Annotated in this window: 27 protein-coding genes; 9 read left to right on the forward strand and 18 right to left on the reverse strand. The window is 50.7% G+C overall.

All coding sequences use genetic code 11. From position 1 onward, the window contains the following. Positions 1–154: 154 nt before the first annotated feature. The 10 genes from ACFSW5_RS22040 to ACFSW5_RS22085 all read right to left on the reverse strand — a co-directional run bounded on the left by ACFSW5_RS22040 (position 155) and on the right by ACFSW5_RS22085 (position 6189). A complete protein-coding gene (locus ACFSW5_RS22040) occupies positions 155–511 on the reverse strand; it encodes a cold-shock protein (RefSeq protein WP_379278064.1) in 357 nt (118 codons plus the stop codon). 293 nt (positions 512–804) lie between these two features. Beyond that, a complete protein-coding gene (locus tag ACFSW5_RS22045) occupies positions 805–1158 on the reverse strand; it encodes a cysteine-rich VLP protein (RefSeq protein WP_379278066.1) in 354 nt (117 codons plus the stop codon). Next, the gene (locus ACFSW5_RS22050) at positions 1155–1427 is read right to left on the reverse strand and encodes a hypothetical protein (protein ID WP_379278068.1); all 273 of its coding nucleotides are present in this window, start codon (positions 1425–1427) and stop codon (positions 1155–1157) included. Before ACFSW5_RS22050 ends, ACFSW5_RS22045 begins: the two co-directional genes overlap by 4 nt. A gap of 133 nt (positions 1428–1560) precedes the next feature. Next, positions 1561–2490, reverse strand: coding sequence for a hypothetical protein (locus ACFSW5_RS22055; protein WP_379278070.1), 930 nt, complete (start codon positions 2488–2490; stop codon positions 1561–1563). Between the two features lie 418 nt (positions 2491–2908). Then, a complete protein-coding gene (locus tag ACFSW5_RS22060) occupies positions 2909–3139 on the reverse strand; it encodes an XRE family transcriptional regulator (RefSeq protein WP_379278072.1) in 231 nt (76 codons plus the stop codon). 321 nt (positions 3140–3460) lie between these two features. Next, on the reverse strand, positions 3461–4324 hold the full coding sequence (locus ACFSW5_RS22065) for a hypothetical protein (RefSeq protein WP_379278074.1): 864 nt from the start codon (positions 4322–4324) through the stop codon (positions 3461–3463). Next, on the reverse strand, positions 4321–4833 hold the full coding sequence (locus ACFSW5_RS22070; RefSeq protein ID WP_379278076.1) for a hypothetical protein: 513 nt from the start codon (positions 4831–4833) through the stop codon (positions 4321–4323). Before ACFSW5_RS22070 ends, ACFSW5_RS22065 begins: the two co-directional genes overlap by 4 nt. A 409-nt stretch (positions 4834–5242) precedes the next feature. Continuing rightward, on the reverse strand, positions 5243–5536 hold the full coding sequence (locus ACFSW5_RS22075; protein WP_379278078.1) for a hypothetical protein: 294 nt from the start codon (positions 5534–5536) through the stop codon (positions 5243–5245). Next, entirely contained in the window at positions 5533–5856 is a 324-nt protein-coding gene (locus ACFSW5_RS22080) for a hypothetical protein (protein ID WP_379278080.1), read from the reverse strand. The genes ACFSW5_RS22075 and ACFSW5_RS22080 overlap by 4 nt, the downstream gene beginning before the upstream one ends. A gap of 90 nt (positions 5857–5946) precedes the next feature. Next, positions 5947–6189, reverse strand: coding sequence for a hypothetical protein (locus tag ACFSW5_RS22085; protein WP_379274560.1), 243 nt, complete (start codon positions 6187–6189; stop codon positions 5947–5949). Positions 6190–6340: 151 nt separating this feature from the next. On the opposite strand from ACFSW5_RS22085, the gene ACFSW5_RS22090 reads away from it, so the two are divergent. The 5 genes from ACFSW5_RS22090 (at position 6341) to ACFSW5_RS22110 (ending at position 9619) form a co-directional block, all read left to right on the forward strand. Next, positions 6341–6583 (forward strand): helix-turn-helix domain-containing protein, encoded by a 243-nt coding sequence (locus ACFSW5_RS22090; RefSeq protein WP_379278082.1) that lies wholly within the window; start codon positions 6341–6343, stop codon positions 6581–6583. A gap of 121 nt (positions 6584–6704) precedes the next feature. Then, positions 6705–6893: a hypothetical protein gene (locus ACFSW5_RS22095; RefSeq protein WP_379278084.1), complete on the forward strand. Its 189-nt coding sequence runs from the start codon at positions 6705–6707 to the stop codon at positions 6891–6893. A gap of 290 nt (positions 6894–7183) precedes the next feature. Then, a complete protein-coding gene (locus ACFSW5_RS22100) occupies positions 7184–8458 on the forward strand; it encodes an FtsK/SpoIIIE domain-containing protein (protein ID WP_379278087.1) in 1275 nt (424 codons plus the stop codon). Next, on the forward strand, positions 8394–9005 hold the full coding sequence (locus ACFSW5_RS22105; protein ID WP_379278089.1) for a replication-relaxation family protein: 612 nt from the start codon (positions 8394–8396) through the stop codon (positions 9003–9005). The genes ACFSW5_RS22100 and ACFSW5_RS22105 overlap by 65 nt, the downstream gene beginning before the upstream one ends. 83 nt (positions 9006–9088) lie before the next feature. After that, entirely contained in the window at positions 9089–9619 is a 531-nt protein-coding gene (locus ACFSW5_RS22110; RefSeq protein WP_379278091.1) for a stalk domain-containing protein, read from the forward strand. Between the two features lie 590 nt (positions 9620–10209). On the opposite strand, the gene ACFSW5_RS22115 is transcribed toward ACFSW5_RS22110, so the two are convergent. From ACFSW5_RS22115 to ACFSW5_RS22130, 4 genes are all read right to left on the reverse strand, one after another. Then, positions 10210–10323: a putative holin-like toxin gene (locus ACFSW5_RS22115; RefSeq protein WP_379278094.1), complete on the reverse strand. Its 114-nt coding sequence runs from the start codon at positions 10321–10323 to the stop codon at positions 10210–10212. An 871-nt stretch (positions 10324–11194) separates the two neighbouring features. Then, entirely contained in the window at positions 11195–11971 is a 777-nt protein-coding gene (locus ACFSW5_RS22120; protein WP_379278096.1) for an AraC family transcriptional regulator, read from the reverse strand. 24 nt (positions 11972–11995) lie between these two features. Then, the gene (locus ACFSW5_RS22125; protein WP_379278099.1) at positions 11996–12574 is read right to left on the reverse strand and encodes a LysE family translocator; all 579 of its coding nucleotides are present in this window, start codon (positions 12572–12574) and stop codon (positions 11996–11998) included. A gap of 127 nt (positions 12575–12701) precedes the next feature. After that, positions 12702–13112 (reverse strand): Lrp/AsnC family transcriptional regulator, encoded by a 411-nt coding sequence (locus tag ACFSW5_RS22130; RefSeq protein ID WP_379278102.1) that lies wholly within the window; start codon positions 13110–13112, stop codon positions 12702–12704. Between the two features lie 137 nt (positions 13113–13249). Between ACFSW5_RS22130 and ACFSW5_RS22135 the strand changes: the two genes are divergently transcribed. Further along, positions 13250–14008: an MBL fold metallo-hydrolase gene (locus tag ACFSW5_RS22135; RefSeq protein WP_379278104.1), complete on the forward strand. Its 759-nt coding sequence runs from the start codon at positions 13250–13252 to the stop codon at positions 14006–14008. 91 nt (positions 14009–14099) lie between these two features. Here ACFSW5_RS22135 and budA read toward each other — a convergent pair whose 3' ends face one another. Together budA and ACFSW5_RS22145 are read right to left on the reverse strand one after the other, a co-directional pair. Then, positions 14100–14921 (reverse strand): acetolactate decarboxylase, encoded by an 822-nt coding sequence (gene budA, locus ACFSW5_RS22140; RefSeq protein ID WP_379278106.1) that lies wholly within the window; start codon positions 14919–14921, stop codon positions 14100–14102. Between the two features lie 57 nt (positions 14922–14978). Next, entirely contained in the window at positions 14979–17000 is a 2022-nt protein-coding gene (locus ACFSW5_RS22145; protein ID WP_379278109.1) for a methyl-accepting chemotaxis protein, read from the reverse strand. Positions 17001–17641: 641 nt separating this feature from the next. On the opposite strand from ACFSW5_RS22145, the gene ACFSW5_RS22150 reads away from it, so the two are divergent. Further along, positions 17642–18691, forward strand: a complete 1050-nt coding sequence (locus ACFSW5_RS22150) for an NAD(P)/FAD-dependent oxidoreductase (protein WP_379278111.1) — start codon at positions 17642–17644, stop codon at positions 18689–18691. Between the two features lie 74 nt (positions 18692–18765). Here the strand turns inward: ACFSW5_RS22150 and ACFSW5_RS22155 are convergent, their stop codons facing one another. Together ACFSW5_RS22155 and ACFSW5_RS22160 are read right to left on the reverse strand one after the other, a co-directional pair. Continuing rightward, a complete protein-coding gene (locus ACFSW5_RS22155) occupies positions 18766–19746 on the reverse strand; it encodes an aldo/keto reductase (protein ID WP_379278113.1) in 981 nt (326 codons plus the stop codon). Positions 19747–19870: 124 nt separating this feature from the next. After that, positions 19871–20716, reverse strand: a complete 846-nt coding sequence (locus ACFSW5_RS22160; protein ID WP_379278115.1) for a MurR/RpiR family transcriptional regulator — start codon at positions 20714–20716, stop codon at positions 19871–19873. Between the two features lie 195 nt (positions 20717–20911). Between ACFSW5_RS22160 and ACFSW5_RS22165 the strand changes: the two genes are divergently transcribed. Then, positions 20912–21787 (forward strand): cell division protein FtsQ, encoded by an 876-nt coding sequence (locus tag ACFSW5_RS22165; RefSeq protein ID WP_379278118.1) that lies wholly within the window; start codon positions 20912–20914, stop codon positions 21785–21787. After that, positions 21784–22710: energy-coupling factor ABC transporter ATP-binding protein (locus ACFSW5_RS22170; protein WP_379278122.1), on the forward strand; the 927-nt coding region annotated here is incomplete at its 3' end. The genes ACFSW5_RS22165 and ACFSW5_RS22170, both read left to right, overlap by 4 nt.

Consider the following 22710-nt stretch of genomic DNA (forward strand, 5'->3'; position numbering starts at 1 on the left):
GTTCGGTATCCGCGATCTCCCGATCGATTTCGCCTACTCGCGCGATTGCCGCGTACTTGGCTCGGTCGGAAAGTGCGTGACGTCCGCGCACTCGCACGGCTTCGTAAAGCTGCGCTTTTTCCTCGCGTAATTGAAGGATACGGTCAAGTTGCATTTAATTCGCCTCCTCTGCAACCAGTTGAACATCCACGGCTTGTGTTCGCCCACGCCGGTCTACGCCTTCCTCGTAAGCAACGATCGAGTTTTTACGTAAAAATGCGGCATTGCCGTCGACTACGTTAGATACGTGCAGAAAGATACCGTCCGTACCGATCATTCCGAAGCCGCGTTCTGCGTTAAAGAAAACGACTTTCCCGACATGCTTCGAGGGGCTGACCGGCTGGTACACCGGACCACTAGCCTCGTTTTTTCCACGGCAGCGTGATTTCGCTATCGACGGTTGAATTAAGGCGTTCACCTCCGCCATTTCCTCGCTCTGCAGGCCTTCCCATACGTTTGCTTCTTTGTACATTCGATTTCCTCCGCTTTGTTTTTTGTTGTTTAAGTAAGAGCGGCGCCATCATCCGGATTCTTTGGTCCGACGCATCCTCTCCAAAGGTTAACTCCCCGATCGCCTCTCCCGTTGATGACTCGGTTATGGTTGCTCTCTTACTCCAGGCGTTAATTTTTTCGATAGATGAGACGTAAAGCATGACGTTACCTCCTCCGAAAATAACGCTTTAGAACGCAAAACAGCGGAAAAGGTAGTTTCACCCTCCCGCTAAAGTTGAACGTCTATACTGCCGCATAAATCGCGCGATAGCCTTACTTTCCGCCGTTTAAAGCGTTACTCTCTCGGTATTTTCTTGCCCGTTTGTTACGCGCTTTGCGAGAAGCTTCTACGCCGCAGGCCGTGCAGTAAGTCTGCCGATTAGATTTACGCTCAAATGGCGATGAGCATTTACGACAAACGTCCTTTTTCCCGTCTGCTAAGCCGCGCTCGATTCGATACGCGCGTTCAAGTTTAGGATCAACGGGAAGAACAGCTTCTTCAAAGTAACGGCAGCGGCCGCCTGACTGGCGGAAGAATACGCATTGACAATCGAGTAAGCAGCGATCCTCCGTCGACGTATCAAACGTTGCGCATTGGCGTTTGGCTAGCGATTGGAGGCGGTTCAAAGCGCATCGACCTCCGCGTTATACGCTGCGAACGCCGCGGTATCCGTAGAATGCACGGCGATACTATCTACGCCAAACTCTTTGCACAATTCGCCGGCCTCGAAAACTCCGGACCAAATTGCGTCTAAGCTATCATCGGTCTCTGTTACCGGCCATCTCCCGATTTTGTATTCGAACTGTTTTTGATTCGGCGTATACAGCCTTACAACGTGGTGCGGCGTGCCGTTGACGTCCTCGATCGTGTGATTAACCGTGATAAATTTATCCATTTCGTTCTTCCTTTGTGGAGCGCGCGGTAACCTCCGAATATTTGTATCCCCGCATAAATCCCGTAGCAGTTTATCGTCGTGTACGTTCGGACGGCATAAAAATAGCGCTTCGGGCGGCGTCGCCTTCTGCGCTTTAATTGAATAGAACTGCTATTGCCTGAGTCTGCGCCAGGCCTTCGTGATTCCCGGCAAACACTACGCGCGGATTTACGATAATACGACGCTTACGCTTATCGTGAACGTCCTCAACGAAAACGAACACCGGTTTGTCTCCGAGTTTAATACCGTTCATCGCCGCTTTAAGCTTCGATGTTTGTGAGTATCCGAGCAGCGCCGCCAGCTTATCGACCGTCATCGGCTGGATGTTGTCGACGTAATATTCCTGCGGATTATAGCAAATGATGTTTACGTTGTAATGAAGAAACGGAATAACCGCGAACACGATCGCAAGTTGCTTGACGTCTCTGCCCTTGCCGTACTTTTCGTAGAGGTCCCGCACGGTTCTACGGTAAATACGGATACGCTGCATGTCGGCCGCGGCGTCGCCGGGCTCTCCGCGTTGAAACACCGTAGGGTTAACGAGCAGACCGACGCCATCTTCTCGAATGATATCTTCCGCGACCAGGCGGCCGTAAAACTCCGTGAACCGAGCGCGGCTAATTCCGATTAGCTTTTGAACCGCGGCTCGATCCAGTTTGCGGCCGTTATCGTGACGGAGATACCCGTCATCATAGCCCGTATACGTTCCGAGGAACATAAGGCGCGCGATATCGGATTGTGTCAGCGACGGGAACCGCTCTGCCATCGTCACGCATGACTCAAAGAACGTAGTGACGTAACCGCCGTTCTCTTCAGTAAACCGACCCATAACGCTCTGATTACGTGCGTGGCGTTGCTGTGATATCGTTTTACGTAACGTAACCTCTATTCGATGGGAAACGTCAACGCCGTCCGGGGCGATTACTGCGCCGTCAACGATAGATGCGTTCTGCAGTGCGCCAAGTGCGCGCGACTTCTGCCGGATCTGCATGCCTTTCCATTCACGCGTTGATTCTGCGCTCATTACGCCCTCCTCAAAATTAGGTGTCTTTTCGGGAACAAATCAGGCCAATTAGGTGTCTTTTCGGGAACACACTATAATCGCCGCAACGCTTAGAGCCACGCGGGATTCCAGCGATTTTAGCCAAGTCTTTCCCTCTTCTCTTGTAATCAATCTCTTTTTGTATCGACGCCCCTATACCGAGATAGAAAACCGATATCCTTACGCGTCGCTTCGCTCCTTGCCCATCCGTCCTTAAAACCGTGGACGAATGGAGTGATGACTATTTCTACGTTGAATTAGTTTACGTTGAAAAGAACGACGTCAAAATAACTATAGTCCGGATTCGGCCCGCTTTTGGCCGGATTCGTGGCAAGGGGCGGTTTACCCCGCAGCCAATTCTTTAATGTTCACGCTGATTCACTATGAATCGACGCGAACTCTACGTTAAACGTGTTTCTTCGTATAAAGCGGTTAATCGCGCAAGCTTCTCCGGCGTTAACTCTAATTCGCGTTCTAACATTTCCGCCCGAGTCTTCGGCAGATTCCGCGCACCCTTTTCGACGTATTGGACAAATCGGCCGCTTACGTCCATTAGCGCGCCCCATTCATCGAGAGAGTGGCCGTATATCTCGCGTAAGATTCCGATGTTACCTTCGTTGACGATTGACATATTAACGTCCTCCTTTACGTTCAGATTTCGGAACTAGATGCGTAAATAAAAACACGCCGATCGCTCCGATAGGCATCCGGAACGTCTGGCGTTTTGCTTCCTCAATGTATATAGCCGTGAAACCTTGATAAATATAAGGTTAATAAAGACCCTTCCAGGTAAATTATCGTGTTTTATGTGTTCCTATACGTATAGCCAACTAAAGGGGCAAAATACAATAGTCCGCACATACGTAAAGGCGCAAAACAGCGATTTTTATAGGGGGGTAATACAGAAAAAATTCTTGCTTTTCCCCTTCTATCCTCCTAAACTAATACGCCATTATATAACACTTTCCATCCGCCGCAACGCACGACTTACGCTCAGCTCGTGCATACCCAAGCGCTCGGCTACGTAACGGTTTTTGATTCGGTATCCTCCGTTATGGTCAACGTGATACGATTCGAACCGGCCGGCCTTCGCATCTTCCTTTACGATCGCCTCCATCTTATCGTATAGCTTGCGTTGGCGTAACGACAGCGCGCCGAGATTCCCGTTATTCGTTCCGAGTATGGCGTATTCCGGCCCGTAATACTTCGGCTCGACATAGCGTGTCCGGCCTTCACGACGTACTCGGCGGAGACCGCTGAATTGACTGCGTATGTAATCCGTTTTGACTGCGGTATTAATGTAGCGGACGACTTCTTTCTCCGTTCTCGTGGTATCCACGCGTTCGAATGCGTACGATAATGCCGTCGCGATCGCTTCCCAATGCTCGTCGACAACTTCTCGCGTTAACTCCATCCATAACGAAGACCGCTCACCTAAAATAGTCTCGTAAGCCGCACGCAACTCGAAAAAGGACGTCACGAAGTAGCGGCTCAGATAACGTTCAAGCTCCGGATAGTTTTCGACCGTCAACTCGATACCGGTCCAGTCACGGAGCATACGTACATGTTCCGCGAATACTCCTTCTGGCGAATCCTCTTTCGTATGAAGCCCGTAGTCGGCATACGTATATTTAATCGTTGAGAGCTTGCCGGATAACAGACGTAAGCAGCGAAACGCAACGTAATATTCCGGACCAGGCAGATCGTCCATGCCGCGCTGCATGAAGTCGTAAGTGCGCATTACATCGCGTACCATTTCGTGAGCTCGGTGGTCGCCAGCGGATTTATAGCGTTCGATTGCTTCGAAAAAGTTCATCGTTTCATCGCATCCTTTGCGTCCTGCCAGTATCTTTTATTATTGACTATCTCTGTGAACACCCACCAATTATCTTCATAAGCACCTTTCCAAAATGGGTCGTTAGGATTTATAGTCTTATGCAGAATAGTCGGCGGCACCAACTCAATTCCATGTTCCCCGAGGTACCGAACAAACTCCTCTAACTTTTTAAAGTTAAACATCATATCTCGCATTTTTGTTGAGTTTGGATTGCCCAGCCTCTTTAGTTCCTCGTCGGATATTCTAACCTGACGAATTTTCCGTTTCCTATGTTCAGGTAATTTTGAGCGGCCGAGTGAGTTAGAGGCAAAAAAGGGCGAGTAAGAGCCGGTTTTTAATTTCTCTACTTGTTCTGCTAAAAGAGTCGATGTGGCATTGTTTTGGTGTAGTATCTGCAGTACTATCTTTTGATCCTCAATGTTTAGGTCCCTCTTTATTTTGTTTAATGAATATCCCATCAAGAACAACCGTACAATTTCCGTCTCCATCGGTAACACCTCTTTTTGTATATACAAAAATGCGAAGTAACACTTATGTATATACAGTAATAAATTGGGATGTTTTTGTAAATACAGAAAAGTCAAAATAAATTTTCACAATAATTGAAACCGAACGAATGTTCTCCCGTATTACTATTCAAACGAAACCGCTCGACCACGTTTGGCGCCATGATCGAGCACGTTATGATAAGAGAGTGTCAGCCTAAACGATGTTGGCGCACCGTAAGCGGATAAACCGCGACGCAAAGGGAACGGCAGCGTTTGGCGCCACTACCGGATAAAATTAGCGCTCGGTCGTTGGCGCGATCGGGCGCGGGATAGCGATTTATATGTAAAGGGGAGCGTTGCGCTTACTCCCTCGTAGCGGATATCCGCGACCATCGCGCCAAGCACGGCGCTAGGTTTCGTCCGCTTCCGCTGCGGACTCATCGGGCGGGTTGGTTACGATTGAATCTACAACGTCATAAATTCGGCCGCGAAACGTGAAGCGACCGTCATAGCCTCCGATATTATTGCGTTGGCCGGAAAATTGACCGATCAAGACTGGCGGCCCGTTGTAAGTATCCGAATCCGGTTTCTCTGTCCACATTAGGAACGCAGTCATCAGCAATTCAGCGACAAACGTTTCGTTTCCGGCCAGATAAAGCATGCGCTCCTTATCGGTCGGTACGTAATAGGCGACTTTCTTCATAATCCGGCGCTCCTCTCCGCTTCAATTCGGGCGTTAAGCGCGTCTTTATACGCTAATAAGCGATCGTAGCGTGAAGCTGGCGGCGTGTAAGCGGATGAGCGGCGGAAATAAGCGTAACGTTGCATTTGATATGCGTTCATTTTCCGTAAGAGATAAGCGATTCGACGTACAGTTTTACTCATGACCGGAAACACCTCCGTATAAAATTGGTTATCGTTCACAGTTACGTACTCACCGTGCTCGTCAGCGAAACGAGGCAAGCCACGCAAGAGCGACTCAGGACCGTTATAGATCGGCAGAATATGAAAGCGCCTGCTCATCGCAATGCAGCTCCGAATGCGGAGCGGATAAACTCCCCGACGAGAGCACCGAGCACTCGCGCGATGTATCGGCCGCGAACGGTACGACGATTAGATGGCGTCTGCAGCGATTGGAGTACAAGCATCGAACGTCACCTCCTTCGCGGGCAGAACACCAAGAGCACGAAGTTGAACGTCGTTAACTCGTACGGTGCCGAGCGTCTTATTCGGAGCGATACCGGTTGTGCGGATAAAAAAGCGTTGTTGCGATACGAAAGATACTGGCGTTGGGCGATCGAGAATAGATACGAAGAAGAGTCCGTCGGGACGGAGAACATAGCGCAAACGGTGCATAATTTAAAACCTCCTCATGGATTTAGCATGTCCAATTGAACGTTTAACGTTCATCATAGTCAAAATATACCACCTGATCGTTTAACGGTCAATAGATAATTTTATCTTTTTTCCGTATAATTATTTCAGGGGAAAAGGAGCGTGCAGCGAAATGAATTGGGAAGAGCGCCCAGCGAATCTTCATTGCAACCTCGGCGACATCTTGAAGAAAAAGGGAATATCTGCTCTGCAGTTATCAAAGGACTTGGATCATCGCCGATCGACAATTAATGATCTCATTAATAATCGGGATATCGACAGCCGTAGAATACCGGCTCAATTAATTGCAAGGCTGTGTGTTTACCTCAACATAACCCCTAACGATCTATTTAGCGTCAAACACGAAGAGGAATAATGAAGGTCTCTGCCTTAAAAGTGGAGGCTTTTTATTTTATGCATACTGACCGTTAAACGTTCATACGTTATATTATGCCGCTTTGGTTTCGAGCGGAACATTCCGGAAGGAGGTCGGACACATGGCTACGTTTGGATCGATCGGCATCATCGTGTTAGGCGCGGTACTCGTGGAAAAACGTTGTCGGGAGGCGGGCAATACGGACGGAGCACTAGCGGCTAAACGGTTTGGGCGATACTTTCTCGTGGGAGCTGGCGGTATGGTTGCGTATGAATGGATGCACGGGCTTTTAACGTTGCTTCTCTTTTAACGGGAGCTTTTCACGGTCGAAACGTTGAAGGCAGCGTCACACAATCGGGAAGGTCGGACGTTCTCCGCATCTAATAGTCCGGCCGGCGTGTAGCAGAACGCCAATATTCCGATTACCCTGCGCACCTTACTCGTCTTCCCTCTTTACGAACTATTCCGCGTTATATTCCGAATACTGCGCCGGCACTGAACGTTTAAACGGAATTGGCCGATCCGCTCGCTGTCTACGTTTCTACTCGTCCTTTTCTATTCCGCACGAAAGAAAGAACTAATGGTTGGAGGAAGGCCGTTATGCTCGTGGAAATAGGAATCGGATTAATTGTTGGTTCTGTGGGTTCTTTGATCTCATCTTTAAAATTTCATTCATCTTTTGATCTTAGTAAATCCTTTCTCAGCGCCTGCAAAACGCTCGGCCTGACGGTCACGTACGGAGAGGAAATCGCGCTGCCCTCGGTAAATAAAACGGTCCCGTTCGAATGGGGCACGCGGCTTATCGTCGGCCTGCCGGTCGGCTTATCGTCGCAAAAGGTCATCGATCAGCGCGTGCCGCTGGCGGAGGCGTTACGCGTAGACCCGGATAACGTAGAAATGCGCTATGCGAACGACGGGCTAATCGTTGACGTAATCACGGCGAAGATGCCGACGATGCTGGCGTATTCAGTTGGGGCGACGTCGCCCCATCCATACCGTATCATGATCGGCGTTAACCGGCGAGGCGAACCACGCTATTACGACTTCGACGGGCCGTTTCCACATCTCTTAATCGGCGGAATCAGCGGCGGCGGTAAATCCGTCATGCTCCGATCGATCCTAACGACGCTCGCGACCGGTCCGGCTCCGGATATGTACCTCTGCGATTTAAAAGGCGGCGTTGAGCTCGGCATATTCCGCGACCTGGCGTGCGTGGCCGGCTTCGCTTCTACGTTACCCGACGTAAGAACTGCTGCGACCGCCGTCGAGTCCGAAATGCTCCGCCGATATGCGGTAATGGCCGCCAATGGTACGCAGCAATGGGCCGGTAAGAAAACGTTATTCGTCGTGGATGAGCTGGCCGATTTCAAGACGCGGGCCGGCGATCCGGACGCCAAGTTAAAGAACGAGATTAAGGCGGTACTAACGCGTCTCTCTGCGAAGGGGCGTGCGGCCGGCGTATTACTCGTGCTAGCTACGCAGCGACCGTCAGCGGACGTTGTAGACGGTTTGATAAAGACGAATATAGCTGCGTCGGTATGCTTCCGTACTCGTGATGGCGTACAATCGCGCATCGTCATTGATAGTCCGGACGCGGCTTCGTTACCGGACATCCCCGGCCGCTTGATATTCCAGACAGCATATGACGAAACGCTGCAGGCTCCGTATTTGAGCGCTGACGATGCGAAGAAGCTGATTGCGGAGTTACCGAAGAAATCGAAAGACGACTTTCGGAATCCCGAGGTTCCAATTAAAATCACCGACGTCGAGGAAAATGTTTGCACGTTCAAACAAAAGGAGGAACCACGCCATGTTGACGCAAACCCGCACACAAGCGAAGTTAACCCGCTGGACGGAAATTCTATCGAGCTGTGACCGGTTCGGCTACCTTACTACGTCGCAGATTCAGCGACTCCATAATCTCGGCGGCCGCCGCAACACAACGCGCATATTATCCGACATGGGCGAGTTTCTTTCGTCATTCCGGGAGGGCGAAACGGTCTGGTATTTAAACGCTCGCGGCCGTAAAGAAATCGGCAGCCAAACACAGCGACGGCGCACTCTTCACGTTCAACATACGGTCATACGTAACGAAGTCTATATCGCGTACCGTCCGGAGCAATGGCGCGTAGAGTATACGGTAAAGTGGGACGACAAGACGATCATAGCCGACGCATTATTCCGTGTTAAGGTCGGCGGGCCTTATACGTTTCTCGAGGTTGACGTTACGCAAGCGACGACGCAGAATGAACGCAAAATAGCGCTGTACCGTGGGCTCTGCGATACCGGACGATGGCAGGCGCGAAACGGTCCATTTCCGGAAATATTGTACGTTACGGTAAGCGAGCATCGGCGGAAAAGGCTTACGGAGTTGCTGGCGGGGATGAATGCGCGGGTTCTTACGGTTAATGAGATGGCGTAAATGCAAAAATGGTAAATTCGTCCTATTATACGGCTATTTATGGTAGAATTACAGAGAAAACTAATAGAAGGGGATATGCGGAGATGAAGAAAAAACTTTTAGCTGCAGGACTCATTACGGCTACTCTCGGAATGTCGATCGGATTTGGAGCATTCGCAGCCTCGAAATTGACGCTCGTGGTTAACGGAACGGTTGCCAAGGTGGACCCGGTTGTAATTAACGGAACGACTTATGTACCAGTGCGCGCCGCCGCCGAATTACTTGGAGCAACGGTCGGATACGATCAACAAACGGGCACCGTGACGGTCACTTCCGAAGGTTCGACGCCTACAAGCGTATTTAAAGCGGGAGACTTCGTATTCACGCAATTCCAAGCGGAAAACGGTACGTTCGGATGGAGCGCTACGGTAGACGTCACAAATAACGGGGATAAGGCGTACGGTGGCGTTGTGTTTACGGCCGCATTCTACGACGCGAATAATAACCGCGTTGGCACGGCTACCGGCTCCGCGTCCGACCTGGAAAAAGGTGCTACGAAAACGGCGAAAATGATAACATCGGATGATCTTACCGGATGGACAACGGTTAAATTCCAAATTGACGCGGATTACTAAGGCTTTGTAATAACGACGTTTTACCGTGGGATTAGCGGCGTTAGACGTTACCCCCTACCATTTACCTTATCAGAAAACTAGCGTCGCTAATTCGCAGTGAAAATACGGTAAAACGTACGCAATATGACGGTTGATTACGACCGCCCAAATACGGTAAAATAACGTTAACTGTAGGAGTACGCTTAGACTGTGTACCTACGCCTGAATGAACGTTATAGGCAGCGTAAGGATTCCGAAGCTTGTCCGCGAACCCTGCGCTTTCCTAAACTGTGCGTCGTGGGTTCGAGTCCCACCGTGGCGCGCCATACATAAAGCGTAAAACCCTTGATATTCAAGGGTTTTTTTGTATTCTTATTTGTTCCCCTCCCCGAGGGGTATGAAATTCAAGCAGATAAATATGCTTGTGGTTACCAAATCCTAAGCAGCGTATCGGAATGGGGAATTGCACGACTAAATCGGCTATGATATGCTTAAAATAGCAAAAAGGAGCGTAGATGTTCGCACCATCTACACTTCCCAGTACACAGCCGCTTTAAAGGGCGGTTGGCTGTCAGGACGAAATAGACCGATTCCTTATCCTGGAGGGCGGTCTATTTCTTTTTGTTTTGGTTCAATGCCAAGACGAGTGTGACAACCAACGTCAGAAGCGCAATAATTAACGCACCGAAATCGATCATCAAAGTCAAAGCATCTTTTACCTCCACAGGCATCACCTCCCTTCCGGGAGACTAGCCGACCGCCTCTTACGAGCCATCTATGTACCTAATTTAATTTTAGCTCAAAAGCGACTATTCTTCTACCAGTAATCGGATTGAACTGCTTCCATTTACAACATTCCATCGCCATCTACCATTTCACAATGGAAAATGACTCTAGAAGAACAAGAAGTAATATTAGACGGCTATACGGCAGGATTAGTAGCGTTGTTATTCTCGCCCGTCATGACGGCAATTATGGGAGTTATACATGGGGTGATGGTATGGTTCCCTATAGTTTATATTTTTAAAAAGGTATTTAGAGCATGATTAAATGACAATTGAATAATCGATTATTAACATCACGGGTGTTTGTTTTGATGCCGGTCAGCTTAAGCGTCATTTTGAGACGGCGTAAAAAAAATGAACACCCTAACGGTGTTCTTTGAATTGAGTAATTTAATTATTCTTCATGAGGTACGAATAATCTATTTATACCGAATTTTTCCCTCATTTTATTTTGTACATCAATAGCTTGTTCATAACTTGTTGCCGTAACAATAAATAAGGCTTCATTTCCATCTAGGCCTCTCCATTAATTCGTTGCCCAAATATTGATATTTTCAAAATTCTCATCAAAATAAATGTTACCAATATGACTAAATTCTTGGTTGGGTAGATAATTAAGTGGTCCATACGTAATTCCGTTATTCACTTCATATGCGTAAATGTCGTTTGTTTGATCCGTCTTCGTAAATTCATAACCTTCAATCGTTACGCTTCCTCTGAAATAACGTTGTTAAATTACGGTTTGTAAAGTGTTCCCTTAAAGCTGCACATACACGTGGGTGCAACTATTATCCGTTCGTTCAATCCCCATTCATTTGATATGTGACAAATATTCAAATGCTGTCGTTCCATATACGCTTTTAAAATGTTTATTCAAATGGGTTAAATCAACAAAACCGCACGCAGCTACTGCGGAATAAACATCTCTGGTTTTTTCAATTAACTGCTTAGCGCGTTCGATTTTGCAGTTCAGAAAATACTGGTAGGGCGAAATTCCGGTATGTGCCTTGAATAATCGGATAAACTGAAACTTGGATAAATCAAGCTCATTGCTGATCTCGTCGAGCTTAAGCACCTTTTCGAAATTAGCATGCAGCATGTCCTTTGCTTTGCGAATTAGCGCGTTGTCCTTCTTATTGTCTGTCGAAAGCTCCGTTTGAATGAGGTGATCGGTGAGGGACAGAAGCAATTCGCTGCATAATGCCTCGTCTTTCTCATTCAATATGGCACGGGAAAGGCTTAATATTCGTTGCGCAAGCCGATCGTCATACACAATCGGGGTTGAAAAACATACAATATCCTTTTTTTCAATAACCTCCAGAAGCAATTCCGGCTCGATATAGAGCATGACATAATCGAGTCCCGTCTTATCGTGTGCCATTCCGTCGTGGGCCTGTTCCGGATGAAAAAGCATGACGCCGCTCTGATACGATAATTGTAAACTGCCCTCCAACGTATACTCTTGAATCCCGCGTACCGTTACTCCAACGGCATACTCCCGGTGAGCGTGCTTTTTATACGTAAAATCGGTAATGCTTGCCGATAACGCCGTAATACCCGCCGATTTTTTATAAATAAATTCGTTCATCCCATTCACCTCTTCGTTAACGGCCTACACCCAAATCATGATAGCGGCATAAGCGAGAGATAATGCCATCAATACGTTAACGGTCTTATTATGCTTCTGTAAAAACGCCTTGAAGATCGTACCGAAAAGAACCCATGTCACAAACGCCAAAAACCCAATGACCAAAATGGCGATAAGGCTTAATGTCACGGCCGGGCTCGAGCTATAGCGGGGCATAACAAAAGTTGGAATAACCGTCCATGTAAATAGCACGACCTTCGGATTTAGAAACTGCATAAAAAAGCCCGACATAAAGGTAGCCGGCGTTTGGTTTACAGTGGGGTTTGACGCATCCGTTTTGTAGATTTTATAAGCAAGATAGAGCATATAAACGGTTCCGATAATCTGCATCACAATTATAATTCTCGGCATGGCCGTGAGCAGAATCGTATTGAGCAATGCAGATATTACAAGTAATAATCCAAAACCAAACGTTGCTCCATAAGTATAGTTCATGGCCTTTTTGGCCCCGAAATGATGAACGGTGGATAAGATGACGATATTGGTAGGGCCGGGTGTAAACGTAGCAATCATACAGTAAATCAAAAAAGATGTAATGTCCATGAGAAAACCCCTTCCAGGCTATTCTCCAATAGATTACATCTTAGATATAAGATCCTATAGTACATTATTGCACATATCGCGAGTAGGTTTGTTGCGGTTCGAGTCCAAGATGCCGGATGCCATGCCGCTATTTATTAATGACAATCGACAATTTATAGTTGGCATACCCGTTGAGCTCCACCAGGAATTGATCGAGCACTTCATTGGACGGAAATTTGCACTCCAGAATGTAGCAGCCGTCTCCGCTTATTTTATAATTGTTGAGGATGTATTTCTCTCGTGTTTTTATAAATGAAAGGTAAGGCTGATGATACGTATCTTTGGTGTAGATCGTAATCAAGGCATGGACTAAACACCCTAATTTCGCTTGATTCACTTTAATCGTATATCCCTCGATCACCCCGTTGTCCTCCAACTTCGCAACCCGAGCGGCGGCCGCCTGCCCTGTCAGATGGACTTTCTCTCCCAACTCCTTCATCGTGATCCGGCTGTTTTTGGACAACTCCTCCAATATTCGCCTATCCGTTTGATCCAACATGGATTCACGTCCTTTCCTGCATACAATAAATTTTCAAAATTCAAGTTAAACGTTAGAACGACTTGATTTGATGTATGTAAAAGCGGTTAGCCCATCGTATACACTTTACACATAGAAACAGAAAAGGAGCTGAGAACATGAAAGTGACGCAAATCAGAAACGCGACACTGGTCGTTGAATTTGCGGGGAAAAAGTTTTTGATCGACCCGTTTCTGGCCGATAAAGGCGCTTATCCGCCGTTCCCGAATTCGTTAAGACAGGATCAAAATAATCCTTTAATAAGCTTACCGTTCCCGCTCGACCATATTATAAACGTAGACGCCGTAATTGTAACGCATCTGCACTTGGACCACTTTGACGATGCCGCCAAAGAGGTATTGCCGAAAGATATCAAGATGTTCGTGCAAAATGAAGAAGACGCTGACGAAGTGAGAAAAGCCGGCTTCCAAAATGTCGAAGCATTACGCGAAGATACGTTCTTTCACGATATCCGATTGATGAAAACGAAAGGCGAGCACGGGCGAGGAGAAATTTTGAAACGTACCGGTCTCGTATGCGGCGTCGTCTTCAAGCACCCCACCGAAAAAACGTTGTATGTAGCCGGGGATACGGTATGGTATGAAGGGGTCCAAGAGGAGATTAAGACGCATCAACCGGAGGTCATTGTCGTAAACGGCGGAGATAATCAGTTTCTTACGGGCGGTTCTCTCGTCATGGGGAAGGATGATATCTACGAAGTGTATAAGCACGCCCCTGATGCGAAAATAATCGTCAGCCATATGGAAGCCGTCAATCATTGGACGTTATCCCGAAACGAATTGAAAAGCTTTATTGACGAAAAAGGCATCGCTTCCCATGTTCTCGTTCCGGATGACGGCGAATCATACGTCTTTTAACGTAACGAAAGCCATAATAAGGGCAGCCGGCGGGGAAAAGAAACAGGAGGCACGAATGCCTCCTGTTTTTGAACCTATAAACAATTGCAAATTATTTGCTATCGGTTTCTACCGCTTCAATCTCCTCAGGAGTAACGGTCGTCAGGTCCGCGTTGGCGAACTCTTCCGTTTGCGGCAGGGATACGTCAAGATTCGAGATCGAATCCACTTGGGCTACGCCTTTGAAAAGCTTGGCGTTCAGAATATGTCCGCCGATCGTCCGGTCGTCGCTCACAAAGTGGAAGTGGAATCCAGGCACGTTGAACATAGCCGCATAATTCGGCGTGTAGAACGCAATCATCGTTCCCGTTACGTTCTCATATTCGAACTCCGACTGATGGGCGAGAACTTCCGGCAGCGTCGGGTACGGCTTCTCTTGCGCTTCTTCCGAGCGCACTTTCAAGTACGAGAACGTTCCGTGCACTTTGAACGCGTAGAAGTTATTTTTCTTATCCATGCTTGCCGAGAGCTGAGCGGTAAGGTCGGAGATTTGAGTGACGTTCGATACTTCGATCGTTTTCTCCGGGCTAAAATAAGTAGCGGCGACGAAAGGCGTTTTTTCGTCCAGCTTCACTTCCTCGAAATGACCTTCATAATCAAAGCGATAGAACTTTCCGTCGATCAGCGTAAGCTCTCCGTTTACGGCGTTGAACGTTCCAAGACCCGTGTCGCCGTGCTTTTTAACCTCTCCCAGCGTCATTTCGCCGTCAAATTGGCCTTTCATCAACGCATTGATGGTCGAATACTGGAACAGCGTGTTGTTGTGAATTTTGCTCGCGCTAGTGTCGGCTTTGCCGTTCGCAAATGCGCCGGTGAGCAGGATCGCGGATGCTCCGATCGCCGCGACGGCTGTGATGACGTGCTTTTTCTTCATTTTCGGTTCCTCCCAATGCTGTGTTTTATTTATAGTAAAGGCTGTCGCCCTACTACCCTAAAGTTTGAACTTTTGAACGGAATCCTTTGTCGTTTCCGCCGTCTGAAGCACAACGGATACTTGCTCCTGAAGCTGTTTAAGCGATTGCTGCTGCTGTTCGATCGATTCCAAAGCGTTTCTCGATTCGGCAGCATTGTTGTTCGACATATGGGACAAAGATTCGGTCGAAGAGCTGATTTGTTCGGAACCGGCCGCGATTTCTTGCGAAATTGCGCTCAAGTTTTGAATTTCGTCGTTTAGCTTCGACATATTTTCCATAATCCCCGAGAATAAAACGTCGACATTGTCGCTAAGCGCGATGCCTTCTTTAACTTCATTTTTTACTTTCATTAAAGACTCAATGGAAATGGTCGTTTCCTCGCCGATCGCTTTAATCAGCTCCGTAATTTGTTTAGAAGCTTCCGAAGATTGAGCGCTCAGCTTCTTCACTTCGTTTGCGACGACGGCGAAGCCTTTGCCGTGCTCGCCGGCACGCGCGGCCTCGATGCTTGCGTTCAAAGAAAGCAAGCTCGTCTCCGTCGCGATGCCGTTGATGATCGCGGCGAATTTTTCGATCTCCATCGCCTTGTCCATAAGCGACTGAATCACTTCGGAATAGGAAGTCAACGCATGGTCGATCGACGACATTTGATTGACGGTGGCCTGTACGCTTTCGCTGCCGGATTGCGCCTTCTGATACGTTTCGTCGGAAATGTCGTTAATCTCGGACGCGCTTTCCGCGATGCTGCTAATTCCGGCCGCGCTCTCTTGCACCGCGCGGGAAATTTCCTCCGTGCTGGTTGCCTGCGCCACGGAATTTTCCGTTACCCGTCCGTTGGTGCTGTAAATCTTAACGGATGCGCTCGATACTTTATCGATTTCCGAATTCAGCACGTCCGCGGAATGATACAAATCGTTAATCCCGCCGGACAAATTGCCGATCAAGCTTCTGAACTCTTTGATAAGAGTGGTGAAGGCCGACGCCAGCTCGCTTAATTCGTCCTTTGTTCTGATTTGAATGTTGGCCTCCTGCAGGTTGCCCTGTGCCAGGTCTTTGGCGACTGCCGTCATTTGTTTGATCGGCCGAATGAACATTCTGTTCACCAGAACAACGACCGCAACGAGTATTAAAATCGCTAAAACGACGACCAAAGCGGTTGTTTTAATAATCGGCCATTTCAAAGCATCCACTTCGCTGTCATAAAGAACGCCGATGATTTTCCATCCGGTTAACGCGTTTGTCGTATAGATAAGCTCTGCGTCCTTACCGTCGACTTTCGTCCGGACGATTCCCGATTCCGAAGCGAACATTTGGTTCAAAGCCTTCTCGTCCGCGTAAACTTCCCCCGCAGCAATGGTTGGATGAGTCAATACTTTTTGGGTGCCGTCCAATATAAAAGCAAACCCTTGGTCCCCGATTCTTTGCTGGTTTACGGTGTCCGTAAGGTATTGCTTAAGCGAAAGGTTGACGACCGCAACGCCTTTATTGTCGAGCGTCGTTTTCGCAATCGATACGACCACGTTGCCGGAGCCTGCGGACACGTACGGATCGGAGATGACGACTTTGCCTTTGTTCTCCATCGCTTTCGTATACCAGACCCTCGTACGGGCATCGAAGTCTTGCGCCAGCTTCGATTGCGGCTCCATCGCAAAAAGCCCGTCGTCGAGGGCCACGCCTATAATTTCCGTGTCGTCGGTATGTACCGCTTTAAACCGCTTCAGAGCGGCTTGAACCTCTTCGTTCGAATCCAGGTTCAGTTCGGCGTTGTGCTCCATCTGGCGCAAATTGGCCATACTCGAAAACTCTCTCGAAAGGACGTCCGTATCGTACATAACGGGTTTGACGACCCTGTCCACGATAATGCTCAACGTATCCACATTGCTTTTTGAATCTTCCAACAATTCTTCACGCGAGCTGTTTACAAACGTCCGGTAAGAGAGCACGCTTCCTAGAATAGTCGGCAACAAAATCGCGATCAGAAACACGATAAAGATTTTTTTTCCAATATTCAGATTAAGCAAGCTTTTGAAGTTAATCACAGTTCTGAATACTCCTTTATGAAGTTAGTAAAGTATTGTGACTGAACCTGCTGATAACCGACCCGATAAAATGCAAACTGCGCTTAAAACGATAGACCGCGCCTACCGGACGATCTATACTGCTACATCCCCAACCTCCATCCGGAACATCTTCAAATCGATTGGATTTGTTGATATGCAACGAGCCTCCTATTCCGCATTTGGATCTTCCTTCCGTATGTTATCCTTCACATAACCATGAATTGGTCCTGTTGCCGCTCGTTCGAACGAGAAGCGAGGACCGAAGACCCAGTCGTTTTCCGGCGCCATGGCACTAGGCATAATTAAGGTATCGGTAGAACGACTCAATAAATTTACTATCATTTTCGTTTTTTCTTGAAATCCAATGTTTTAATTTCATTTCTCCACGCTCTATATTCTGTAAGGTTATAGTTTTATTGCGCGAAGTAAAATTTTCGTTAAAAATAAATTGCTATAATTACCAAGTAAAATCGGCCATCGGATTCGTTCTTGTTTGTGGAGAATTCAATTGACGTTGAGAATCGTTATCAAATATAATGAAAGCAGAACTTGCGAAAAGACGGCGCAAGCGGCTCGATTGGCCGCGCCGCCCTCCTACCATAGAAAGAAGGAAACGGAACATGTCCGAACGGCTGGAATTGTATGATGTGACGATTATCGGCGGGGGACCTGCCGGCATGTATACAGCTTTTTACAGCGGGATGCGGGATTTGAAAACAAAGCTGATCGAAGCGAGCGACGAGCTGGGAGGAAGGCTGCTGATCTACCCGGAGAAAGTGATCTGGGATGTCGGAGGGCTGCCGCCGACGCTTGGCCGGAAGCTGATCGATCAGCTTAAACAACAAGCGTTGACGTTCGATCCGACCGTCGTGCTCGGCCAGCAGATCACGAAGCTGGAGCATCAGCCGGACGGCACGATCATGCTGACCTCCGCGACGGGAGAACGGCATTGGACGAAAACGGTCGTGCTGGCGATCGGATACGGCATTCTGGAGGTCGCGAAGCTCGACATTGAAGGCGCGGACCGTTACGAAGTCAGCAATCTGCATTATACCGTGCAGGAGCTGGAGACGTTCCGCGGCAAGCGCGTCCTGATTTCGGGCGGCGGAGACTCGGCCGTCGACTGGGCGAATGCGCTCGAGCCGATTGCGGCAAGCTTGACCGTCGTGCACCGCCGCGATCAATTCGGCGGCCATGAACGCAACGTCGCGCGCATGAAGGCATCGTCCTGCCGCGTGCGGACGCCGTATGCGATCCAGGCGTTGCACAGCGCCAACGGCCGCGATATCGATCAAGTGAGCATCCGTCACGCGGAGACGGGAGAAACCGAGTGGATCGACGTCGACGCAGTCATCGTCAACCACGGGCTGCGGTATAATTTCGGGCCGGTCAAGGAATGGGGAATCGAGATGGGCGAATGGACGGCGAAGGTCGGCAGCGGCATGAGTACGAACCTGCCGGGCGTCTTCGCGGCGGGAGATTTCGCCGAGCACGACAGCAAGGTAAGGCTTATCGCCGGAACGTTCACCGACGCCGTCAACGCGCTGAACGCCGCGAAGCTGCACATCGAGCCGGAAGCCGATAAGGTGGCGTACGTGTCTTCCCATAACGCAAAGTTCAAAGAGAAAAACAAGCAGCTCGGCATTGCCGTCGAAGACGGCGAGCATTAAGCCGGAGCGGCTTAAACGGCATATCGGCCCGGCTCCTTCTCCAACGGGGAAGGAGCCGGGCCTTTCGGCTTGCATCAGGGGATTTTGACGCCGCGGGCGGCATTGTACAAGTCGTACCACTCTTCCCGCGTCATCAGCTCCGACTGCCGTACGGCGTCGGCGCACGCCCGGATACGGTCCGGGTTCGTCGTGCCGATCACCGGCTGAATGCGCGCCGGATGGCGCATCAGCCAGCCGAGCACGATGGCTTCCGCGGTCGTTTCCTTCTCGCGGGCAAGGCGAGCTACCAGCTCCGCCGTCGCTCGGACATGCTCGGGCTCGCCTTCCAGGCTGCGCCCGCTGAAACGCCCTTGCGCCAGCGGCCCCCAAGCCTGAAGCTGTATATTGTTCATTTGGCAATGCTCCATCAAGCCTTGGTCGAAGCCGACCGCCTCGCCGCTGCGCCGGTTGACGAGCACGCCGTGGTCGAGCCAATCGAGGTGGTACAAGCTCATATCCAACTGATTCGCCACAAGCGGCATGTCCAGCGCCTGCTGCAGGAACCGGATCTGGCCCGCATGCATGTTGGATACGCCGAAGTGGCGCACCTTGCCCGACGCTTTCAGCGCCGTCAGCGCCTCCGCAACCTCCTCCGGCTCCATTAAGGCGTCCGGCCGGTGCAAGAGCAGAATATCGATGTAGTCCGTATGCAGGCGCTCGAGGATCCCGTCGACGGAAGCCAATATATGCGCCTTGCTGAAATCGTAACGCTGCGCATGGCGGTCGTCCGCCAGCCGGATGCCGCATTTGGATTGCAGCACCATCCTCTCCCGAAGCTCGGGCCGGCGCCTCAATATTTCGCCGAACGCCTGCTCCGACCGTCCTCTGCCGTAAATGTCGGCGTGGTCGAACATCGTAATGCCCGCCTCGAAAGCCGCTTCGATCGCCCGCTCCGCCTGATCGTAATGCTCCTCGGCCAGCGCGCCCGCCTGCCATCCGCCGCCGAGTCCCATGCAGCCGAGCGCGATTCGGCTCGCCGTAATGCCCCGCTGCTCTAACGGCATTGTTTGTGCCATTTTCCATTCCCTCCTTTAAATTGCTATACCGTACCCGTATTATAATCCCGCCGCCAATGAAAGCGGAATCATAATTTGCGGTTCGACAAGGAAATAGTTATTCCGGCCCATACTTGAGAGACCGTTATTTAGGCAAAAGCGAAGCGTACGTTTTGCGCAGCCCATGCAGTTGATCCAGCTTGTTCATGGCGCTGTCTTTTCTCAGCTTGGTCACCGCGACGACAAGCGCTTCGACCAGCGCTACCGCGGAAGCCATCGAATGAAACCCTTCCAGCTCTCCCCGGTCAAGCTGCAGCACGATATCGCTTTGCGCCAGCATATCGGAGAGAAGCAGGTCCGTGACAAGGACGGTGCCGTAGCGCGAAGCTTTGCTTTGTTCAAGCAGCACCGTCAGCTCGGGCGACCGCCGGACGAAGCCGAACATCCATACTATATCGCCTTCCTCCGCATGGACAAGCTGCTCCAGCAGCTCGCTCCCGCTTCCCGCCGTCGGCACCGCGCGGATGCCGATCCGGTTCAGACGGAACCGAAGCAGCTCCGTCAATGCGGAAGATGCCCCGGAACCGAAAATATACACCGTCCGGGCGGCATGAACGGCCTGCACCGCGGCCGCGAATTGACCCCGGTCCAGCCTTGCGGCCGATACGTCCAGGTTCGCCGCGGCAATCCCCGCGATCTCTCGGAAAACGTCGGCCTCCTCGTGCTCCACCCGGCTTAAAATATGCTCCATTTTGCGCGCCGGCGTGGCATGCTCCTTGCGCAGCAGATGCTTTTTGAACGCTTTCAGGTTGTCGTAGCCGATCGCCTTCCAGAACCGCGACACCGTCGCCGTGCTGACGCCGGTCGCCGCCGCAATGTCCTCCTCCGTGCAATACGGAATTTCGTTAATCGCCCCCAATACGTAATTGGCAATGATTTGCTGGCTCTTGGACAGCTTCGCGAGATCGAAATCGGGTTGAAAAGAAGCCATTTGGCGCACCACTCTTTCCGCATTTCAAATGAATACCTGTATTTGCAGTATAGCTCCTTTTGCAAACGAGTGAAAGTTTTTTATCATTTTACACATTATGAAATTAAATTTACACAAGATCCATATCCCCATGACGCTCCGTTAACAATTTATTCCTATAGTAGAACCAATTCATAGAAAAGAGGAGTTGGAACGATGGTTTCCGCGCTTAAACGCCGATCCGAATTAACGCAGTCCCAGAAGCTGATGGTGTTCATTCTCGCGATGTCCTTGTACGGCATCTCGAACATGTTCTCCGAGCTGATTCCCGGGCTGAAGCTCGGACCCGTGGAGCTGAAGGTCGAATACTTCGCCTTTATTCCGCTCACGTTATGCATTTTGTTCCACCCGCTGTACGCCGCCGTCGGCGCGTCCTTCGGGGAGGTCATCTTCGGCGAGCTGCTGCTCGGTCAATTCGGCGGCCTCGGGGAGCTTGAGAAATTCATCGAATTTTCGCTGGCCATGTACATCGCCGGCATGCTCGTCAGCAACCCGCGAAGCCGGAAGCAGCTGGCGGTCGCCTCGTTCGTCGCGGTCGGCATCGACCAGCTGCTCAGCTCCGTCGTCGATATCGCCAAAGTATGGGCGGGCGTGGAGGATTTGGAGGCCGTCCCGGGCATTCCGGAAAGCATTCTGCTCATTGAAGGGTTCAGCTTCCTGAACGCGATGGCCGTAACCGGCATTTTGTTCTCGCTGCTGCCGACGCTGTTCCTGGTACCCCGCCTTTACGGCAAAATCGAGCCGCTGCTCGGCATGAAGCCGCGCGACAGCCGCGTGCCGTTATCTGTCGGCCAGCTGCTTACGCCGCGACTGCTTCTGACCGCCGTCCTGTTCGTCTGTATCGGCGGCGGAGCCGAGTTTCTGTCGGAGGCGGACATTAACTTCGCCGTATGGGAGCCGGAATTTATCGAGCAGTACGGCTCCGGCTTCATGTGGGTCAGCGTCGGCGCCGCCGCCGTCGTGCTCGCCGTCACGCTGTTCGCCATGACGCGCGGCCGTTCGTCCGCGAAAACCGAGGATTCGAAAATATGACGGGCAAGGAACCGATCGTTTCGATCGCCGGACTTACGTTCCGTTATCCCGGCGCGGACAAGGATGCGCTGCGCGGCATAAACCTGACGATCGGGCGCGGCGAGTTTATCGCCGTCGCCGGTACGAACGGAAGCGGCAAATCGACGTTATGCAAAACGTTAAACGGGCTGATTCCCCATTATTACGTCGGCGACTTGACCGGCGACATCCGCGTGGCGGGCCTCGCGGCCGCCGAACATTCCGTCGCGGCGCTGTCGCGCAAGGTCGCTTACGTGTTCCAGGATTTCGAAAATCAGCTTGTCCGGCCGACCGTTTACGACGAGGTATGCTTTGCGCCGCTCAACTTCGGTTATCCGGATTACAAGGGCCGCGGCGAGAAGGCGCTCGCCATGCTTGGCCTCGGGCATCTGAAGGACAACTGGATCTGGCAGCTGAGCGGCGGACAAAAGCATTTGACCGCGCTGGCCGCGGCGCTGTCGCTCGATCCGGACGTCATTATCGTCGACGAGCCGGTCGCCCAGCTCGATCCTCAGCGCGCCAGACTCGTCTACGACAAGCTCAAGCTGCTGAGGGAGCAATACGGCAAAACGATTATCGTCATCGAGCATCATACGGAGTTCATCGCCGACTATTGCGACCGCGTCGTCCTGATGGACAACGGCTCGGTCCGTTGGGCGAAGCCGGTCCGGGAGGCGCTCTCCCGCGTCGAGGAGCTCGCCGGACTGGACATCCTGCCGCCGCAGGTGACGCTGGCGGCCAAGCTGGCGCTGGACGCCGAACGCGGCACGGCGCGCCATGACGCGGCAGCGCGCGGCGCCGAGGCGGCGCATGGCGGCGAGGCGGGCCCGCGGCAGGCCACGCTGCATGGCGCAACCGGCGGGGCGGCAGACGCCGGCGGTGCATCGAGCGAGGCGCGTCACGGC

The organism is Paenibacillus thailandensis (assembly GCF_042685365.1).
GTDB classification, from domain to species: Bacteria; Bacillota; Bacilli; order Paenibacillales; family Paenibacillaceae; genus Paenibacillus_AP; species Paenibacillus_AP thailandensis.

Bases quoted from the DNA above. Each gene is read 5' to 3' on its own strand.
- ACFSW5_RS22040 (WP_379278064.1), bottom strand. From the start codon at position 511: ATGTACAAAGAAGCAAACGTATGGGAAGGCCTGCAGAGCGAGGAAATG.
- ACFSW5_RS22050 (WP_379278068.1), bottom strand. From the start codon at position 1,427: ATGGATAAATTTATCACGGTTAATCACACGATCGAGGACGTCAACGGC.
- ACFSW5_RS22055 (WP_379278070.1), bottom strand. From the start codon at position 2,490: ATGAGCGCAGAATCAACGCGTGAATGGAAAGGCATGCAGATCCGGCAG.
- ACFSW5_RS22060 (WP_379278072.1), bottom strand. From the start codon at position 3,139: ATGTCAATCGTCAACGAAGGTAACATCGGAATCTTACGCGAGATATAC.
- ACFSW5_RS22065 (WP_379278074.1), bottom strand. From the start codon at position 4,324: ATGAACTTTTTCGAAGCAATCGAACGCTATAAATCCGCTGGCGACCAC.
- ACFSW5_RS22070 (WP_379278076.1), bottom strand. From the start codon at position 4,833: ATGGAGACGGAAATTGTACGGTTGTTCTTGATGGGATATTCATTAAAC.
- ACFSW5_RS22075 (WP_379278078.1), bottom strand. From the start codon at position 5,536: ATGAAGAAAGTCGCCTATTACGTACCGACCGATAAGGAGCGCATGCTT.
- ACFSW5_RS22080 (WP_379278080.1), bottom strand. From the start codon at position 5,856: ATGAGCAGGCGCTTTCATATTCTGCCGATCTATAACGGTCCTGAGTCG.
- ACFSW5_RS22085 (WP_379274560.1), bottom strand. From the start codon at position 6,189: ATGCACCGTTTGCGCTATGTTCTCCGTCCCGACGGACTCTTCTTCGTA.
- ACFSW5_RS22090 (WP_379278082.1), top strand. From the start codon at position 6,341: ATGAATTGGGAAGAGCGCCCAGCGAATCTTCATTGCAACCTCGGCGAC.
- ACFSW5_RS22095 (WP_379278084.1), top strand. From the start codon at position 6,705: ATGGCTACGTTTGGATCGATCGGCATCATCGTGTTAGGCGCGGTACTC.
- ACFSW5_RS22100 (WP_379278087.1), top strand. From the start codon at position 7,184: ATGCTCGTGGAAATAGGAATCGGATTAATTGTTGGTTCTGTGGGTTCT.
- ACFSW5_RS22105 (WP_379278089.1), top strand. From the start codon at position 8,394: ATGTTGACGCAAACCCGCACACAAGCGAAGTTAACCCGCTGGACGGAA.
- ACFSW5_RS22110 (WP_379278091.1), top strand. From the start codon at position 9,089: ATGAAGAAAAAACTTTTAGCTGCAGGACTCATTACGGCTACTCTCGGA.
- ACFSW5_RS22120 (WP_379278096.1), bottom strand. From the start codon at position 11,971: ATGAACGAATTTATTTATAAAAAATCGGCGGGTATTACGGCGTTATCG.
- ACFSW5_RS22125 (WP_379278099.1), bottom strand. From the start codon at position 12,574: ATGGACATTACATCTTTTTTGATTTACTGTATGATTGCTACGTTTACA.
- ACFSW5_RS22130 (WP_379278102.1), bottom strand. From the start codon at position 13,112: ATGTTGGATCAAACGGATAGGCGAATATTGGAGGAGTTGTCCAAAAAC.
- ACFSW5_RS22135 (WP_379278104.1), top strand. From the start codon at position 13,250: ATGAAAGTGACGCAAATCAGAAACGCGACACTGGTCGTTGAATTTGCG.
- budA (WP_379278106.1), bottom strand. From the start codon at position 14,921: ATGAAGAAAAAGCACGTCATCACAGCCGTCGCGGCGATCGGAGCATCC.
- ACFSW5_RS22150 (WP_379278111.1), top strand. From the start codon at position 17,642: ATGTCCGAACGGCTGGAATTGTATGATGTGACGATTATCGGCGGGGGA.
- ACFSW5_RS22155 (WP_379278113.1), bottom strand. From the start codon at position 19,746: ATGGCACAAACAATGCCGTTAGAGCAGCGGGGCATTACGGCGAGCCGA.
- ACFSW5_RS22160 (WP_379278115.1), bottom strand. From the start codon at position 20,716: ATGGCTTCTTTTCAACCCGATTTCGATCTCGCGAAGCTGTCCAAGAGC.
- ACFSW5_RS22165 (WP_379278118.1), top strand. From the start codon at position 20,912: ATGGTTTCCGCGCTTAAACGCCGATCCGAATTAACGCAGTCCCAGAAG.